Here is a 16,054-nt window from a genome sequence, read left to right as displayed (position 1 = left end):
CCCTGATGAAGAAGAAGGAGGAATACGTAAGCAGAACGGCCTAAAGACCGTTGTTTTCAACCATAGAATCTCCCACACTTACAGTGCAGACCTTGAATGCTGCGCCAACCTGTGGGAGCCGGCTTGCCGGCGATGGGCCGCAAAGCGGCCCCTTTTGAGTCTTAGCGCGGAATGACAGGCTGGCGCGGCTTCTTGTTGCCTTTGCCACCACCTTTTGCCGCTTCCTTGCGCTCCTTGGCCGCCTGCTGATTGCGGGCGAACGCTTCAGCCTTGGCCTTTTCACGCTTGTCCCACGGCTTGCTGCCGTCACTGCCACGCGGCGGCAAACCGGTGTGCTGGGTAAGGATCTTCTGATCCTTGCCCACCTTGTGGCTGCCGGCCGGCGTCGAGTTTTTGCGCCGTGCACTCTGGTAGGTGTCGGTCTGTGGCTGGTGCAGCGGTATCAACTGATGCTTGCCCGGGCCGATGAGGTCGGCCCGGCCCATACGCTCCAGCGCCTCACGCAGCATCGGCCAACCCTTCGGATCGTGGTAGCGCAGGAACGCCTTGTGCAAGCGCCGCTGCTCGTCGCTCTTGACGATCTCCACGCCTTCACTCTTGTAAGTGACCTTGCGCAGCGGGTTCTTGCCCGAGTGGTACATGGCCGTGGCCGAGGCCATGGGCGACGGGTAGAACGCCTGCACCTGGTCGGCGCGGAAGCCGTTGCCCTTGAGCCACAGGGCCAGGTTCATCATGTCTTCGTCGGTGGTGCCCGGGTGCGCAGCGATGAAGTACGGAATCAGGTACTGCTCCTTGCCCGCCTCTTTCGAGTACTTCTCGAACATGCGCTTGAAGCGGTCGTAGGAGCCGATGCCCGGCTTCATCATCTTGTCCAGCGGGCCACGCTCGGTGTGCTCCGGGGCAATCTTCAGGTAACCGCCCACGTGGTGGGTGACCAGCTCCTTGACGTACTCGGGCGATTCCACCGCCAAGTCATAGCGCAGGCCCGACGCGATAAGGATCTTCTTCACACCCGGCAGGGCGCGTGCCTTGCGATAAAGCTCAATCAGCGAGCTGTGGTCGGTGTTGAGGTTTTCGCAGATGCCCGGGAACACGCACGACGGCTTGCGGCAGTGCTTCTCGATCTCCGGGCTCTTGCAGGCGATGCGGTACATGTTGGCCGTCGGCCCGCCAAGGTCGGAGACCACGCCGGTGAAGCCAGGCACCTTGTCACGCATCTCCTCGATTTCGTGCAGGATCGACTCGTGGGAGCGGTTCTGGATGATCCGGCCTTCGTGCTCGGTGATCGAGCAGAAGGTACACCCGCCGAAGCAGCCACGCATGATGTTCACCGAGAAGCGGATCATCTCGTAGGCCGGGATGCGCTCCTTGCCGTAGGCCGGGTGCGGAATACGGGCATAGGGCATGCCGAACACGTAGTCCATTTCCTCGGTGGTCATGGGAATGGGTGGCGGGTTGAACCACACATCCACTTCGCCGTGCTTCTGCACCAGCGCACGAGCGTTGCCCGGGTTGGTCTCCAGGTGCAGCACACGGTTGGCGTGGGCGTAGAGCACCGGGTCGTTACGCACCTTCTCGAACGATGGCAGGCGGATCACCGACTTGTCGCGGGTCATGCGCGGGCTGTCGAGGATCTGCACGACCTTGGCTTCGTTCGGGTCTTCCTGGTCGCCCTTGGCCTGCTCGATGGCGCAGGCCTGGGTGTCCTGGGTATTGACGTACGGGTTGATGATCTTGTCGACGCGGCCAGGGCGGTCGATGCGGGTCGAGTCGATCTCGTACCAGCCCTCGGGCGTGTCACGACGCACGAATGCGGTACCGCGCACATCGGTGATGCTTTCGATGCTCTGGCCACTGGACAGGCGCTGAGCGACCTCGACGATCGCCCGCTCGGCGTTGCCGTACAGCAGGATATCGGCGCTGGCGTCGATCAGGATCGAATGGCGAACCTTGTCCTGCCAGTAGTCATAGTGGGCGATGCGGCGCAGCGATGCCTCGATGCCACCGAGCACGATCGGCACATGCTTGTAGGCTTCCTTGCAGCGCTGGCTGTACACCAGGCTGGCGCGGTCAGGGCGCTTGCCGGCCATGCCGCCCGGGGTGTAGGCATCGTCAGAGCGGATTTTCTTGTCTGCGGTGTAGCGGTTGATCATCGAGTCCATGTTGCCCGCCGCGACGCCGAAGAACAGGTTCGGCTCACCAAGCTTCATGAAGTCGTCTTTGGACTGCCAGTTCGGCTGGGCAATGATGCCCACGCGAAAGCCCTGGGCTTCCAGCAGGCGGCCGATGATGGCCATGCCGAATGACGGATGATCGACGTAGGCATCACCGGTCACGATGATGATGTCGCAGGAATCCCAGCCGAGCAGATCCATCTCCTCCCTGCTCATCGGCAGGAAAGGTGCTGGCCCGAAGCATTCGGCCCAGTACTTGGGATAGTCGTAGAGTGGTTTGGCTGCTTGCATGTCAGTGACCGGTTCTGTTGTGCAGGGAAATCGCGGGCGCGGAATATAGCACAAAATTTGACCAAATCCGACGATAGCCGTCGGATTCATACGCTAGTGGGCTGTGATACCCGCGTAGCCTTTTATTCGTCGTCGTCGAAGTTGTACATGCCCGGTGCGAGGTTCTCGAAGCGGGTGTACTTGCCGATAAACGCCAGGCGGACGAAGCCGATGGGGCCGTTACGCTGTTTGCCGATGATGATTTCGGCAACGCCTTTGTGCTCGGTCTCCGGGTGGTACACCTCATCCCGGTACACGAACATGATCACGTCGGCGTCCTGCTCGATTGCACCCGATTCACGCAAGTCGGAGTTCACAGGGCGTTTGTTCGGGCGCTGTTCCAAGGAGCGGTTGAGCTGCGAAAGGGCGATGACCGGGCAGTTGAATTCCTTGGCCAGGGCCTTTAGCGAGCGGGAAATCTCGGAAATTTCGTTGGTCCGGTTGTCACCGGCCGAGCCCGGAATCTGCATCAGCTGCAGGTAGTCGACCATGATCATGGCGATTTCGCCGTGTTCACGCGCCAGGCGGCGGGTACGAGCCCGCATCTCCGAAGGGCTGATACCGGCGGTATCGTCGATGAACAGCTTGCGGTCGTTGAGCAAATTGACCGCCGACGTCAGGCGCGGCCAGTCGTCATCATCCAACTGACCGGAACGCACCTTGGTCTGGTCGATGCGGCCAAGGGACGAGAGCATACGCATGATCAGCGACTCACCTGGCATCTCGAGGGAGAACACCAACACCGCCTTGTCGGTACGCAACACGGCATTTTCCACGAGGTTCATGGCGAAGGTGGTCTTACCCATCGACGGACGGCCGGCCACGATGACCAGGTCGGCAGCCTGCAACCCGCTGGTTTTCTCGTCCAGGTCGGTGAAACCGGTGGAAACACCGGTGATGTCGCTGTCGGAGTTGAACAGCGTGTCGATACGGTCGATAGCCAGGGTCAACAGTTCGTTGACGCCCACTGGGCCGCCAGTCTTAGGCCGTGCCTCGGCGATCTGGAAGATCTGCCGTTCGGCATCATCGAGAATTTCGGCGGCATTGCGCCCTTGCGGGTTGAAGGCGTTGTCGGCGATGTCGGTACTGATGCTGATCAGCTGGCGCAACGTTGCCCGCTCGCGAATGATCGCGGCGTAGGCCTTGATGTTGGCAACCGACGGGGTGTTCTTGGCAAGTTCTGCCAGGTACGCCAGGCCGCCAACCTGGGTCGACAAGCCTTCCTTGTCCAGTTGCTCGTGCAGGGTGACGACGTCGAATGGCTGGTTGGCGTCGGCCAGCTTGTGCACGGCACGGAAGATCAGGCGGTGGTCATGCCGATAGAAATCGCCATCCGAAACCTGATCCAGCACCCGCTCCCAGGCGTTGTTGTCCAGCATCAGGCCACCGAGCACGGCCTGTTCGGCCTCGATGGAATGCGGCGGCACCTTGAGGGCAGCGGTTTGCAGGTCTAGCTGTTCGGGATTGGTGATCTCGTTCATGGCCACGAAAGAATTCTGGAGGATGAAAAAGACAAAGGGCACGGCCTGTTCAGAGACAGGACGTGCCCGATGTTAACCGGGCAGCCCGCGAGGAGCTACCCAGTCAGCGCAGCTTAGGCAGCTACGACGACCACACGTACGGTGGCTTCAACGTCGCTGTGCAGGTGCACGGCTACGTCGTATTCGCCAACCTGACGGATGGTGCCGTTCGGCAGACGAACTTCAGCCTTGGCCACTTCAACGCCGGAGGCGGTCAGGGCGTCAGCGATGTCGTGGGTGCCGATCGAACCGAACAGCTTGCCTTCGTCGCCAGCGGTGGCAGTGATGGTCACTTCCAGCTCGGCCAGTTGGGCAGCGCGGCTTTCAGCCGACGATTTACGGTCAGCAGCTGCTTTTTCCAGCTCGGCGCGACGCTCTTCGAACGCAGCCAGGTTGGCGGCGTTGGCAACGGTGGCCTTGCCGAATGGCAGCAGGAAGTTACGGCCGTAACCAGCCTTAACCTTAACTTTGTCGCCCAGGTTGCCCAGGTTAGCGACTTTTTCCAGCAGGATCAGTTCCATTTGGTAAAACCTCTTAACTTTTAACCTTCACCGTTCGCGGAGTCATTCCCCTCAGGGGACTTGCGACCGCGAAAATCAATCAGGCTGTCGACAATGGCCAGAACCACGAGCAACGGATAAATCAGCTGCATTATCAGCGGCAGCGTCACGTACATGCCGACCAGCCAGAAACCGGCCAGTCGACCCTGTGCCACCAGCCCATGCATCAAGGCGATGCCGGCCAGGACGAGCACCAGGCTGGACGCAGAAGCCAGGACGATGAACTGCGGGCCGATGAACGGACCCAACACCATCGCGGCAACCAGAGCCAGCATGACTGCCCGCGGCAACTTCAGGGCGCGAAACTCGCGACCGAAGCCTCCAGGGTTGTACAACGCTGCTTGCCAATAACGCGCAAGCATCAAAGCCAGCACGCTGAACAACTGCAGCATCACTGCTGTGGAAGCGACCAGCACAGGGCCGATCAGCTCACCGGGAATGACTGGCTTGCCTTCGACTTGCGGCAGCGCTTCGGAAAGCGCCTTGGCCAACACCTCGAAGGTTTCGCGCAGCACCGCGTCCAGGATGAGGCTGTAGACCAACCCCAACACAACACTGGACAACAACACCCGGCTCCAGGAATGCCCGGCACGCAACAAGGCGGCCAGCCCCAATGTTCCCAACAGCACCAGCAAGGTGCTTGGATCACCAAAGGCCCAAATGGCCACCGCCGGCAAAAGGCCGAAAGCGATGACCGTTGAAGCGTCCTTGAACCCGCGCCGCAGCAGCACAAGGCTCCCGGCAGCGGCACTCAACCAGAACAGCAGCGGTAATACTGCACTCACGACCACCACCAGGGTGGCCTGCACACGACCGCGCATGATGAAATCAGCCAACGCTCGCATGCTTATCCCTTACTACTTGTCGACGACCCGGTCTCAGCGGCCGTGGCTGTCGGTGTAGGGCAGCAGGGCCAGGAAGCGGGCGCGCTTGATAGCGGTAGCCAGCTGACGCTGATAACGAGCTTTGGTACCGGTGATACGGCTTGGAACGATTTTGCCGGTTTCGGATACGTAAGCTTTCAGGGTGTTGAGATCTTTGAAGTCGATCTCTTTCACGTCTTCAGCAGTGAAGCGGCAGAATTTACGACGACGGAAGAAACGTGCCATGTAATAGGCTCCTCAAAAGGTCCGTGGATTACTCGTCAGCGTTATCGCTGGAGTCGCTGTCATTGCTGTCGTCGCCTTCGGCGGAGTCAGCATGCTCAGGACGCTCACGACGCTCACGGCGCTCGCTGCGGTTCTCTTCGGCCTTCAGCATCTCGGACTGACCGGTTACGGCTTCGTCGCGACGGATGACGAGGTTACGGATCACGGCATCGTTGTAGCGGAAGTTGTCTTCCAGCTCGGCCAGGGCCTTGCCGGTGCACTCAACGTTCAGCATCACGTAGTGAGCCTTGTGAACATTGTTGATTGCGTAGGCCAGTTGACGACGGCCCCAGTCTTCCAGGCGGTGGATCTTGCCACCATCTTCTTCGATCAGCTTGGTGTAACGCTCAACCATGCCGCCGACTTGCTCGCTCTGGTCCGGGTGAACCAGGAAGATGATTTCGTAATGACGCATGAATGCTCCTTACGGGTTAGTAGTCTGCCAGCGTATCTGGTCAGACAAGGAGTGAATGACACTGTATGTCTTGCCATGGAGGGGAGGCACATGCGCGCCTGCCAGCTCGGCAAGGGGCGCAATTGTAGAGAAGGCGGTGCGCACAAGCAAGGTGATTGGCGATTATTTGAACAGCCGGAAACACTTTAGCCTGGGCGCCCCCTATCGCCGGCACGCCGGCTTCCAGCGAATCACCACAGCCATTGAACCTTGCGTGGTTCCTGCGGGAGCTGGCTTGCCGGCGACTGGGCCATTACAGGCGACAGATCAGCGCTTGGCCTGACGCTGGCGCACTGCCTCGAACAGGCAAACGCCAGTAGCCACCGAAACGTTCAGACTGCTGACGCTGCCCGACATTGGCAACTTGACCAGGAAATCGCAATGCTCACGGGTCAGTCGGCGCATGCCCTTGCCTTCTGCGCCCATGATCATCACCAACGGGCCGGTCAGGTCCTGCTGATAGATCTCCTGCTCGGCCTCACCGGCCGTACCCACCACCCACAGACCACGCTGCTGAAGCTTCTCCAGGGTACGCGCCAGGTTGGTCACGGCCACCAGCGGAATCACTTCCGCAGCGCCGCAGGCCACCTTGCGCACGACCGGTGTCAGCGTCGCGGATTTATCCTTGGGCACGACCACTGCCGTAGCCCCGGCAGCATCGGCGGTGCGCAGGCAGGCACCGAGATTGTGCGGGTCGGTGACACCGTCCAGCACCAGGATCAGCGGTGGCGTTTCGGTGCGCTCGAGCAACTCCTCGAGCATCAATTCGCCCCACACCTGGCTCGGGCTGACCTCGGCAACCACGCCCTGGTGCACGCCCTCGACCCAGGCATCGAGCTCACGACGCTCGGCCTGCCCAACCTGCACACGGTTTTCTGCGGCCAGTGCCAGCAACGCCTGAATGCGTGGCTCGCTGCGCCCTTCCGACAGCCAGATCTGCTTGACCCGCTTCGGATGGTGCTGCAGAAGCGCCTGCACGGCATGCACACCGTAGATTTTTTCCAGCTGACTCATGACTTGTTCTTGCTCTTGCGTGGCGCGCCGGATTTCGGCGGGCCTTTACGGTGCTTGGTGGGCTTGCCGGAGGGCTTGCCGCCTTTGTCCGACTTGCTGCCGGCGTTGCCGCCAGTGCGCGCGTCGGTCATCAGCGCCTTCTTCATTTCGCGGCTTTTGCGCACTTCGGCATTACGCTGCACAGCGTCTTTCGGGAAGTATGCCTCGGCGGTCTCGCTCTTGCGGCTGCGCGGTTTCGGTGTGGCCCTGGCCTCCACCGCCGGCTGCTGCTCGGCTTTTTCGGCGGCCGGTGCGGCGCCACGACCCTTGCGGCCAATCGGCGCAGCGAGTTGCTGCTCGGACACTTCGAAGTCGATCTTGCGCTCGTCGAGGTCGACGCGCATGACCTTGACCTCGATGGTGTCGCCCAGACGGAAGCTGCGCCCGGTACGTTCACCCGCCAAGCGGTGATGCACGGGGTCGAAGTGGTAGTAGTCACCCGGCAGCGCACTGACGTGCACCAGGCCTTCGACGTAGATATCGGTCAGCTCGACAAACAGCCCGAAACCGGTGACCGCGGTGATCACACCCGGGAAGGTCTCGCCCACGCGGTCCTTCATGAACTCGCACTTGAGCCAGTTGACGACGTCACGGGTGGCTTCGTCGGCACGGCGCTCGGTCATGGAGCACTGCTCGCCGAGCTGGTCGAGGGTATTCACGTCGTACGGATAGATACGCGCCTTGGGAATGCTCATGGCGCCGGCACGCTTGACGTGCGGAGTATCGACCTTGGAACGGATGATGCTGCGGATGGCGCGGTGCACCAGCAGGTCCGGGTAACGACGGATCGGCGAGGTAAAGTGCGTGTACGCCTCGTAGTTCAAACCGAAGTGGCCGTTGTTGTCGGTGCTGTACACCGCCTGGCTCAGCGACCGCAGCATCACCGTCTGGATCAGGTGGAAGTCCGGGCGCCCGGCAATGCTTGCAAGTAGTGCCTGGTAGTCCTTGGGCGACGGGTCCTTGCCTTTGTGCAGGCTAAGGCCCAGCTCGCCGAGGAAGGCACGCAGCTTTTCCAGGCGCTCCGGTGGCGGGCCATCGTGCACGCGGTACAGCGCCGGCACGCCATGCTTGTTGAGGAACTCGGCCGTGGCGACGTTGGCCGCCAACATGCATTCCTCGATAAGCTTGTGGGCATCGTTGCGCACGGTCGGGCGGATTTCCGCGATCTTGCGCTCTTCACCGAAGATGATGCGGGTTTCCTGGGTTTCGAAGTCGATGGCGCCGCGGGCGTGACGGGCATCGAGCAGCACCTTGTACAGGTTGTACAGGTTCTTCAGGTCCGGCAGGACCTCTTTGTACTCCTCGCGCAGCGCCTTGCCCTCACGGGTACGGGCGTGTTCGAGCATGCTGCTGACCTTGTTGTAGGTCAGACGGGCATGGGAGTGGATGACCCCTTCGTAGAACTGGTAGTCGACCATCTGGCCGGCCTTGTTCATGGTCATTTCGCAGACCATGGCCAGGCGATCGACGTGCGGGTTCAGCGAGCACAGGCCGTTGGACAGTTCCTCGGGTAGCATCGGGACAACACGCTCGGGGAAGTACACCGAGTTGCCGCGCTGCTGCGCCTCGACATCCAGGGCAGAGCCCAGACGCACGTAGCTGGACACGTCAGCGATGGCCACATAGAGGCGCCAGCCACCGGAGAACAGCCGCAGCTTGCCAAGCGGCTCACAATAAACAGCGTCGTCGAAGTCGCGGGCATCCTCGCCGTCGATGGTGACGAAGGGCAAGTGGCGCAGATCGATACGCTTTTCCTTGTCCTTCTCTTCGACATCGGAGCGGAACTTGCGGGCTTCCTTGATCACGTCCTGGGGCCAGACGTGCGGGATGTCATAGCTGCGCAGGGCAACATCGATTTCCATGCCCGGCGCCATGTAGTTGCCGATCACTTCGACCACATCGCCTTGTGGCTGGAACCGCGGGGTTGGCCAGTGGGTGATCTTGATCTCGACGAACTGGCCGATCTTGGCGCCACCGTTACGGCCCGCAGTCACCAGCACTTCCTGCTGGATCTTCGGGTTGTCCGGTGTCACGTAACCGATGCCGCCTTCTTCGAAGTAGCGGCCGACCACGCTTTCGTGGCCGCGGGAAATGACCTCTACCAGCACACCTTCACGGCGGCCACGGCGGTCGAGCCCCGAGACACGCGCCAGGGCACGGTCGCCGTCGAATACCAGGCGCATTTGCGATGGGCTGAGGAACAGGTCGTCGCTGCCATCGTCAGGAATAAGGAAACCGAAACCATCGCGGTGGCCGGAGATACGGCCGCAGATCAGGTCCAGTTTGTCTACCGGGGCATAGGTGCCGCGCCGGGTATAGATAAGCTGGCCGTCACGCTCCATGGCGCGCAGGCGACGGCGCAGGGCTTCGATCTGGTCTTCTTCGTAAAGACCGAACTCGGCCGCCAGCTCCTCGCGCGCGGCCGGTTCGCCACGGTCGGCAAGGCGCTGCAGGATCAGCTCACGGCTGGGGATAGGGTTGTCGTATTTTTCCGCTTCGCGAGCGGCCTCGGGATCGAGGGATTGCCAATCGGCCATCAGAAGGGGTTCACCTTGGGGTATATAGATATGAATTCTGGCATAGGCCTATTGAAACCGGAAATGTCGGGCTTGGACAGCCCCAGCAGCATGTCCGCAGTGCGGCAATAGGCGTGTGGAATCAACAAGTTGAATTTTTTGAAATTTTTTTTGATCAAGGGCTTTACAGCCCCTGGGAGCGTCCGTATAGTGCGCACCACAACGACGGACAACCCCGAAGTTGTAGTAGAGATGAACGGCGCTGTAAAGCATCTTTTTATCTCGAATGTGTGCCCAGGTGGCGGAATTGGTAGACGCGCTGGTTTCAGGTATCAGTGACCGCAAGGTCGTGGAAGTTCGAGTCTTCTCCTGGGCACCAAGTATTTCAAGTAACAGATGACCAAGGATCTGTTACTACTGTGTGAAAGCGAACGATAGTCGCCTTCATCAGATGATGTAAAGCTTTGCCCAGGTGGCGGAATTGGTAGACGCGCTGGTTTCAGGTATCAGTGACTTAACGGTCGTGGAAGTTCGAGTCTTCTCCTGGGCACCATTCAAAAAACCCACTAGCTTGCTAGTGGGTTTTTTCTTGCCTGCGTTTTTTGTGTCACCCTCCCCTCCATGGCCAGCCATCCGACGATGGGCTAACCATGAATTTCTCGTCACACGGCCACTTGAGAAACGATTTCGTTTACCATTGTTTCCAAATATGTAGCCGTAAGCGAGGAAGTACCCGCATGACGATCCGTCCGCAACCGCTGATGCGCACCTTGGCCGCCGCTGTCCTTAGCCTGGTGATGGGCGCTCCGGCCGCCATGGCAGACGACCCGGTCACTCTGACCATGTACAACGGTCAGCACAAGGAAATCGGCGAAGCTATCGCCAAAGCCTACGAGGCCAAGACCGGCATCCATATCAATATCCGCAAAGGCAGCAGCAACCAGCTGGCCAGCCAGATCATCGAGGAAGGCGACCGCTCGCCGGCCGACATCATCTACACCGAAGAATCACCGCCCCTGAACAATCTGGGCGAACTGGGCTTGCTGGCGAAGATCGATGACGCCACGCTGAACATGCTGCCCAAGGAATACGTTGCCGCCAACGGCTCCTGGATGGGCGTGACCGCACGCACCCGTGTGGTGGTGTTCAATCCGAAGAAGATCGATGAGAAAGACTTGCCGCAATCGGTAATGGATTTCGCCAACCCCGAGTGGGACGGCAAGGTCGGCTTCGTACCAACCAGCGGTGCATTCCAGGAGCAGGCCGTGGCCATCCTCAAGATGCACGGGCGTGATGCTGCCGAAGAGTGGCTGACCGGCCTGAAAGCCTTCGGCAAGACGTACACCAACAACATGGTCGCCCTCAAGGCCGTGGAAAAAGGCGAAGTCGCTGCCGTGCTGGTGAACAACTACTACTGGTACGCCCTGGAGCGCGAGCGCGGCAAGCTCGATTCGAAGCTGTATTACCTGGCAGACGGCGATGCCGGTGGCCTGGTGACCATCTCCGGCGCCGCAGCGGTCAAGGCCAGCAAGCACCCGAAAGAAGCGCAGGCCCTGCTCAACTGGATGGCCAGCGAGGAAGGTCAGCGTGTGATCACCCAGACCACTGCTGAATACCCACTGCACAAAGGCATGGTCTCCGACCGTGGCCTGAAGCCGTTCGAAGACCTGCGCCCGCCGAAAATCTCGCCGGCCGACCTGGGCAATGCCGAGGAAGCGCTGGAGCTTGAACGTGAGGTCGGCCTGCTCTGATGACCGCCGCCCTGTCCGAACCGGTGCCGGTACGCTTCGTACCGCGCCGCAAGCGCCCCTCCATCTGGGTGGTGCTGCCCGTACTGTTTCTGGTGGCGATGAGCTTGCTGCCATTGCTGTACGTCGCGATGAAAGCCTGGGAAGCCGGCTGGCGAGAAGCCTTGCACCTGCTCTGGCGCCCGTTCGTCTGGGGCCTGATGCGCAACACCCTGATGCTGATGGTCGGGGTGACGGTGACGTGCATTGTGGTTGGCCTGGCGCTGGCATGGCTGCTCGAACGCAGCAACCTGCCGGGCCGTCGGCTGTGGGGCGTAGTGCTATGCCTGCCCTTCGCCGTGCCCTCGTTCGTCAGCAGCTTTACCTGGGTGTCGCTGAGCTCGGACTTCGAGGGGCTGGGCGGAGCTATCCTGGTAATGGCCCTGTCCAAATACCCGCTGATATTCCTGCCGGTGGCCGCCACCCTGCGCAACCTCGACACTTCGCTTGAAGAGTCGGCGCGCACCCTGGGCTGCAGCCGCTGGGGCGTTTTCACCAAGGTCACCCTGCCGCTGCTGTGGCCGTCGATGCTCGGCGGCGCATTGCTGATCGCCCTGCACATGCTGGTAGAGTTCGGCGCGTTGTCGATCCTGGGCCTGCAGACCTTCACCACGGCGATCTACCAACAGTTCGAGCTGGAGTTCAGCAACGCCAACGCCGCCATGCTCTCGGCGGTACTGCTGGCACTGTGCCTGGTGATGCTCTGGCTGGAACTGAAGGTGCGCGGCAAGGCCCGCCACGTACGCATCGGTCAGGGCGTGGCACGCCGCGCGCAGCCGGTACGCCTGGGTAGCTGGGCGCCGCTGGCGCAGCTGTTCTGCCTGGGCCTGGCGATACTGGGCAGCGGTATTCCACTGGCCATGCTCGGTTACTGGCTGAGCGTGGGGTCTTCGGCGGCGTTCCCGGTGGCGGAGATTTCTAAGGCGCTGCTGACCTCCCTGTCGGTGTCACTGGGCGGCGCCGGCTTCTGCGTGCTGCTGGCGTTGCCGGTCAGCTTCCTGGTGGTGCGCTACAAAGGCCGCCTGGCGCTCTGGGCCGAGCGTCTGCCCTACCTTCTGCATGCCCTGCCCGGCCTGGTGATCGCCCTGACGCTGGTAGTGTTTTCCCTGCACTACGTGCCGGCGCTGTACCAGACTACTGCATTGCTGCTGCTGGCCTATGCGCTGTTGTTCTTGCCTTTGGCGCAGGCCCCGGTGCGCACTGCGTTGAACAAGGCATCGCCAACCCTGGAAGAAGCGGCCCGCACCCTGGGTGCCAGCAGTTTCGCGGCGTTCTGCCGGGTGACCTTGCCGATCATCTTCCCGGCGCTAGCGGCGGCGTTTGCCCTGGTGTTCCTCGACGCCATGAAGGAGCTGACTGCTACGTTGCTGCTCAGCCCGACCGGTATGACCACCCTGGCTACCGAGGTTTGGGCGCATACCGCCAACGTCGAGTTCGCAGCGGCGGCGCCTTATGCGGCGTTGTTGATTGTGGTTTCGGGGCTGCCGGTGTATCTGCTGACTACGCGGATGTATCTGAACAAGGCGTGAGAACCTGTCCAGGCTGCCGAACAGCCTGGACCGTCACTAGGCGCTGTACACACAAAAAGGCTATCACCAATATCAGGGGCAAACGCTTGCCGCGGCCTGCACAAGTCACTTCCTGGACATGATCCGCAAGACCCGCAGAAACAGATTGATAATGTCTAGATAAAGCGAGGCGGCGCTGTCGATTGCATTATCCACGGTACGCTCGATTTGGTTCGCACGTCCCCAATCCACCCCAATATAACCACAGAAGATAGCTGCAACGATCCAATCCATTGCCGCCAGGTGGGTGCCGAACAACAGGGCTTGCCCCAACTCGACGACAATAGTAATTACCAAGGCAATGAACAGTGACGCTTCGATACGCTTGAAGAAGCCGGGAAACACCGTACCCAGCAGCATCATGCCCACGGTCAGCCAAGCGGTCGTTTGCGCTGCCTGCACGATGTTTTCATGCGAATAGTCCGGTAGGACGACGACAAGCAGCAAGCTGATCGGAAGCACGATCAGGTTATATCCAAGAAAGCTGTACAGCGGTTTTTCAGATTTGAAGATGATGGCGACACCCGTCATCGCCGTGATCATGTAACCCACCAAGAACAGCAGCATGGGTATGGCCCGAACAATCTCAGCTGGCACCGTGGCTACCAGATACCAGTTGACGGCAAAGCCCCACAGCAGTACGGCGCCGAGGATCAGATTGTAGGTATTGGCAGAAATCTGATGATTGGTTCCGACTCGGTTGAAAGTTTCGTTTTCCAGCATGTTCGCTGCGCTCCTGGATACTGCCTCTATAAATTTCAATCAGAATGACGTTGCTCGAACACCCCATGACCACCGAGCTTCTAATTGTAGACACCCGCGACACCCACCATCCCGCCAACATTCGCCGCCACCTAATTAATACTCACTCATACAGACAAAAATTAAAAATGAGATGACCATAAGATTCCACAGCACAACCAATAGACACCGCATCGCCACCGGAAAACTATCTACCTCTCGTGAATCAACCAGCCCTCTATACACAAATATCTTTGGCATAGTCAGCAATATCGAGACCGTACAAATCCGCATGACACGCCCAATCAAGCCCGCCCGCGAATATAGGTTTTTATTCCCCATCACAAAACTAGAGTTGGAAAGCATGGATTCTATGAGCTCTAGATGACGATACGACAAATACACCAACACCAAGAGCGACAGGACCGCCAAAACAAAACACCCCAACCCAACCAGATCCACTACAGTAATAGTCATGGGTTTAGACTACGATAAAGTACGTCACCAAAATATTCTCCGCCTTGTCCACCTTTTTCCCCACCAATCCTGCCACCTACAGTCCCACCCAATACAGCACACGCTAATGCACCACTGCCTCCAGTAGGAATACCCAACACCGCCGCGCACACCGCTGCAGCGATAGCACCTCCAACCGCTCCCCCAACGGTGCTGCCGCCAACGCTACCTATCAAAGCCCCCCTTCGACATACCTGGCTCGCGTGCACTCATCTTCTCAAGGTGCCTGACGATAAAGGCGCTTGATCGGGCTGAACGATGTTCAGTGGTTGATGAGAGGTACGTATCAGGGCGCGCAGGTGTTAGCCTCGAGCAGCCTGGACTTTCGAACTACACATATGAGCTTACCTCCAGTACTCTATCCAAATAAAAAACAGAACAATCAGTGCAATCAGCAAAATTTGTATAATCCACAAGCGCACTAACAGCCTCTGCAGGTCGATGGGAACCTTAGTAACCTCATCGTTATCTAACAGACCCTTTCGAACGCTAAAATATTTCATAGATAGCATTGCAGAAACTGACCCTAACCGCATGACTTTCCCGAGCAACCCCGCATGAGAATATATTTCTCTATTCACAGCCACCATTCGGCTATTTGACAAGATTGATTCGATACGATCCAAATATCGATACGCAACAAATACCCACACACCAACCATCAAAAACGGCGAAATAATTACAATCACACCAAGCACCGCCAAGTGTAAATTACTCATCGCACTGCCTCATACAAAATCTCCCCCACTCTTTCTCCCAATACCTCACCAAACTCACCGCCAGCAATACCTCCAGCCGCACCCCCCAATACTACGCATGCGAAAGTTGCCGTTCCACCGGTGGGAATACCTACAGCAACACATGCTATTGGCCCCAATACTCCCCCGACAGATCCACCAAGTCCTCCCAGCCCCAAGCCCGCAACTAGCGAACTCCTCTCGACATACTCAGCCTTTCTACACTCTTCCTCCCGCCCAAGCACGCAAGCGTTACGAATTGACAGTTCGGTTGACGCCACATCAAGCGCCACCCCTAAATACGTACCTTTTTTAACCCAACTAGCCGCCTTCGCCACCCCAGATATTTTTTCTGCATACCCTTTAATTTCACCACTGTGAAGAAATCTTTTGGTAGATATATCCAGCGCACGCTTGACCTTACCCCGATTGCGCAGCCCTGCCCCATACGCCGCCATACTGTCTAGCTGCGCCTTCAACTTTAAAAACAGCACTGTGCGCTTCGAGTAGAATTCATCACGAGCTTTCAACGTGCCTTGATGCAAATAAACTCGGTGTAGCTGCTCTATCTCCTCTAGCGTTTTCTTGATAGCTTCAAGATGCTTACCCCAAGCGGCACTAGCTGTACCACCGCCGATGGAAGCACGGGCCAGCAAGCTCTGCAGCAGCTCAAAATTCTCCAGAAGGAAACCGTCAAACCCACCGCCATTAAATTCAATGTCAAGGTGTATACCTAACGCCTTACCCATGAGAAATGCCTCATGGGCAGTACAGGACGGCGTGCTTGGGTCACCCACAATTATCAGTTCGCCAGGGAAAACAACAGTGTTGACGATATGCGCATTCAACACATCAAATTTGGCCCGCTGATTGGCCGACATCGGCGTATCGGCCTTCAGCGACTCATATGACTGCGCATGCGAATTGATGAAGCTGCGTGCCTCGGACAT

The 16,054-nt window shown here is 59.1% G+C and carries 13 protein-coding genes and 2 tRNA genes; 4 read left to right on the top strand and 11 right to left on the bottom strand.

Features of this window, described 5'->3' with window-relative positions:
* Positions 1–161 precede the first annotated feature (161 nt).
* The 8 genes from ACW4TB_RS25080 to rnr all read right to left on the bottom strand — a co-directional run bounded on the left by ACW4TB_RS25080 (position 162) and on the right by rnr (position 9,776).
* A complete protein-coding gene (locus tag ACW4TB_RS25080; protein WP_042111780.1) occupies positions 162–2,465 on the bottom strand; it encodes a YgiQ family radical SAM protein in 2,304 nt (767 codons plus the stop codon).
* Between the two features lie 122 nt (positions 2,466–2,587).
* Positions 2,588–3,991 (bottom strand): replicative DNA helicase, encoded by a 1,404-nt coding sequence (dnaB, locus tag ACW4TB_RS25075; protein WP_455843102.1) that lies wholly within the window; start codon positions 3,989–3,991, stop codon positions 2,588–2,590.
* 107 nt (positions 3,992–4,098) lie between these two features.
* Positions 4,099–4,545 (bottom strand): 50S ribosomal protein L9, encoded by a 447-nt coding sequence (rplI, locus tag ACW4TB_RS25070; RefSeq protein ID WP_012316464.1) that lies wholly within the window; start codon positions 4,543–4,545, stop codon positions 4,099–4,101.
* 20 nt (positions 4,546–4,565) lie between these two features.
* On the bottom strand, positions 4,566–5,429 hold the full coding sequence (locus ACW4TB_RS25065) for a YybS family protein (RefSeq protein WP_254466648.1): 864 nt from the start codon (positions 5,427–5,429) through the stop codon (positions 4,566–4,568).
* Between the two features lie 33 nt (positions 5,430–5,462).
* The gene (rpsR, locus tag ACW4TB_RS25060; RefSeq protein WP_003249563.1) at positions 5,463–5,693 is read right to left on the bottom strand and encodes a 30S ribosomal protein S18; all 231 of its coding nucleotides are present in this window, start codon (positions 5,691–5,693) and stop codon (positions 5,463–5,465) included.
* A 28-nt stretch (positions 5,694–5,721) separates the two neighbouring features.
* Complete coding sequence (rpsF, locus tag ACW4TB_RS25055) at positions 5,722–6,147, bottom strand: 30S ribosomal protein S6 (RefSeq protein ID WP_003249557.1); 426 nt, start codon at positions 6,145–6,147, stop codon at positions 5,722–5,724.
* A gap of 306 nt (positions 6,148–6,453) precedes the next feature.
* Positions 6,454–7,200 carry a 23S rRNA (guanosine(2251)-2'-O)-methyltransferase RlmB gene (rlmB, locus tag ACW4TB_RS25050; RefSeq protein ID WP_012316466.1) on the bottom strand — a complete coding sequence of 249 codons (747 nt, stop codon included), beginning with the start codon at positions 7,198–7,200 and terminating at the stop codon, positions 6,454–6,456.
* On the bottom strand, positions 7,197–9,776 hold the full coding sequence (rnr, locus tag ACW4TB_RS25045) for a ribonuclease R (protein ID WP_279933531.1): 2,580 nt from the start codon (positions 9,774–9,776) through the stop codon (positions 7,197–7,199). The genes rlmB and rnr overlap by 4 nt, the downstream gene beginning before the upstream one ends.
* A 271-nt stretch (positions 9,777–10,047) precedes the next feature.
* On the opposite strand from rnr, the gene ACW4TB_RS25040 reads away from it, so the two are divergent.
* The 4 genes from ACW4TB_RS25040 to ACW4TB_RS25025 all read left to right on the top strand — a co-directional run bounded on the left by ACW4TB_RS25040 (position 10,048) and on the right by ACW4TB_RS25025 (position 13,071).
* Positions 10,048–10,134: transfer RNA gene (locus tag ACW4TB_RS25040), tRNA-Leu, on the top strand.
* Positions 10,135–10,221: 87 nt separating this feature from the next.
* Positions 10,222–10,308, top strand: a tRNA-Leu gene (locus ACW4TB_RS25035).
* A 184-nt stretch (positions 10,309–10,492) separates the two neighbouring features.
* A complete protein-coding gene (locus tag ACW4TB_RS25030; protein ID WP_012316468.1) occupies positions 10,493–11,506 on the top strand; it encodes an extracellular solute-binding protein in 1,014 nt (337 codons plus the stop codon).
* Positions 11,506–13,071 (top strand): ABC transporter permease, encoded by a 1,566-nt coding sequence (locus tag ACW4TB_RS25025; protein WP_279933534.1) that lies wholly within the window; start codon positions 11,506–11,508, stop codon positions 13,069–13,071. The genes ACW4TB_RS25030 and ACW4TB_RS25025 overlap by 1 nt, the downstream gene beginning before the upstream one ends.
* Positions 13,072–13,176: 105 nt before the next feature.
* On the opposite strand, the gene ACW4TB_RS25020 is transcribed toward ACW4TB_RS25025, so the two are convergent.
* The 3 genes from ACW4TB_RS25020 to ACW4TB_RS25010 form a co-directional block, all read right to left on the bottom strand.
* Positions 13,177–13,833 (bottom strand): Bax inhibitor-1 family protein, encoded by a 657-nt coding sequence (locus ACW4TB_RS25020; RefSeq protein ID WP_012316470.1) that lies wholly within the window; start codon positions 13,831–13,833, stop codon positions 13,177–13,179.
* A gap of 878 nt (positions 13,834–14,711) precedes the next feature.
* The gene (locus ACW4TB_RS25015; RefSeq protein ID WP_012316472.1) at positions 14,712–15,086 is read right to left on the bottom strand and encodes a hypothetical protein; all 375 of its coding nucleotides are present in this window, start codon (positions 15,084–15,086) and stop codon (positions 14,712–14,714) included.
* Positions 15,083–16,054, bottom strand: coding sequence for a hypothetical protein (locus ACW4TB_RS25010; RefSeq protein WP_279933537.1), 972 nt, complete (start codon positions 16,052–16,054; stop codon positions 15,083–15,085). The genes ACW4TB_RS25015 and ACW4TB_RS25010 overlap by 4 nt, the downstream gene beginning before the upstream one ends.

The organism is Lelliottia jeotgali (assembly GCF_977070485.1).
Note: the sequence above shows the minus strand (reverse complement) of the source record. Positions and strands in the feature narration are given on the sequence as shown.

Bases quoted from the DNA above. Each gene is read 5' to 3' on its own strand.
- ACW4TB_RS25010 (WP_279933537.1), bottom strand. From the start codon at position 16,054: ATGTCCGAGGCACGCAGCTTCATCAATTCGCATGCGCAGTCATATGAG.
- rpsF (WP_003249557.1), bottom strand. From the start codon at position 6,147: ATGCGTCATTACGAAATCATCTTCCTGGTTCACCCGGACCAGAGCGAG.
- ACW4TB_RS25020 (WP_012316470.1), bottom strand. From the start codon at position 13,833: ATGCTGGAAAACGAAACTTTCAACCGAGTCGGAACCAATCATCAGATT.
- rlmB (WP_012316466.1), bottom strand. From the start codon at position 7,200: ATGAGTCAGCTGGAAAAAATCTACGGTGTGCATGCCGTGCAGGCGCTT.
- rplI (WP_012316464.1), bottom strand. From the start codon at position 4,545: ATGGAACTGATCCTGCTGGAAAAAGTCGCTAACCTGGGCAACCTGGGC.
- rnr (WP_279933531.1), bottom strand. From the start codon at position 9,776: ATGGCCGATTGGCAATCCCTCGATCCCGAGGCCGCTCGCGAAGCGGAA.
- ACW4TB_RS25080 (WP_042111780.1), bottom strand. From the start codon at position 2,465: ATGCAAGCAGCCAAACCACTCTACGACTATCCCAAGTACTGGGCCGAA.
- rpsR (WP_003249563.1), bottom strand. From the start codon at position 5,693: ATGGCACGTTTCTTCCGTCGTCGTAAATTCTGCCGCTTCACTGCTGAA.
- ACW4TB_RS25030 (WP_012316468.1), top strand. From the start codon at position 10,493: ATGACGATCCGTCCGCAACCGCTGATGCGCACCTTGGCCGCCGCTGTC.
- ACW4TB_RS25025 (WP_279933534.1), top strand. From the start codon at position 11,506: ATGACCGCCGCCCTGTCCGAACCGGTGCCGGTACGCTTCGTACCGCGC.
- ACW4TB_RS25015 (WP_012316472.1), bottom strand. From the start codon at position 15,086: ATGAGTAATTTACACTTGGCGGTGCTTGGTGTGATTGTAATTATTTCG.
- ACW4TB_RS25065 (WP_254466648.1), bottom strand. From the start codon at position 5,429: ATGCGAGCGTTGGCTGATTTCATCATGCGCGGTCGTGTGCAGGCCACC.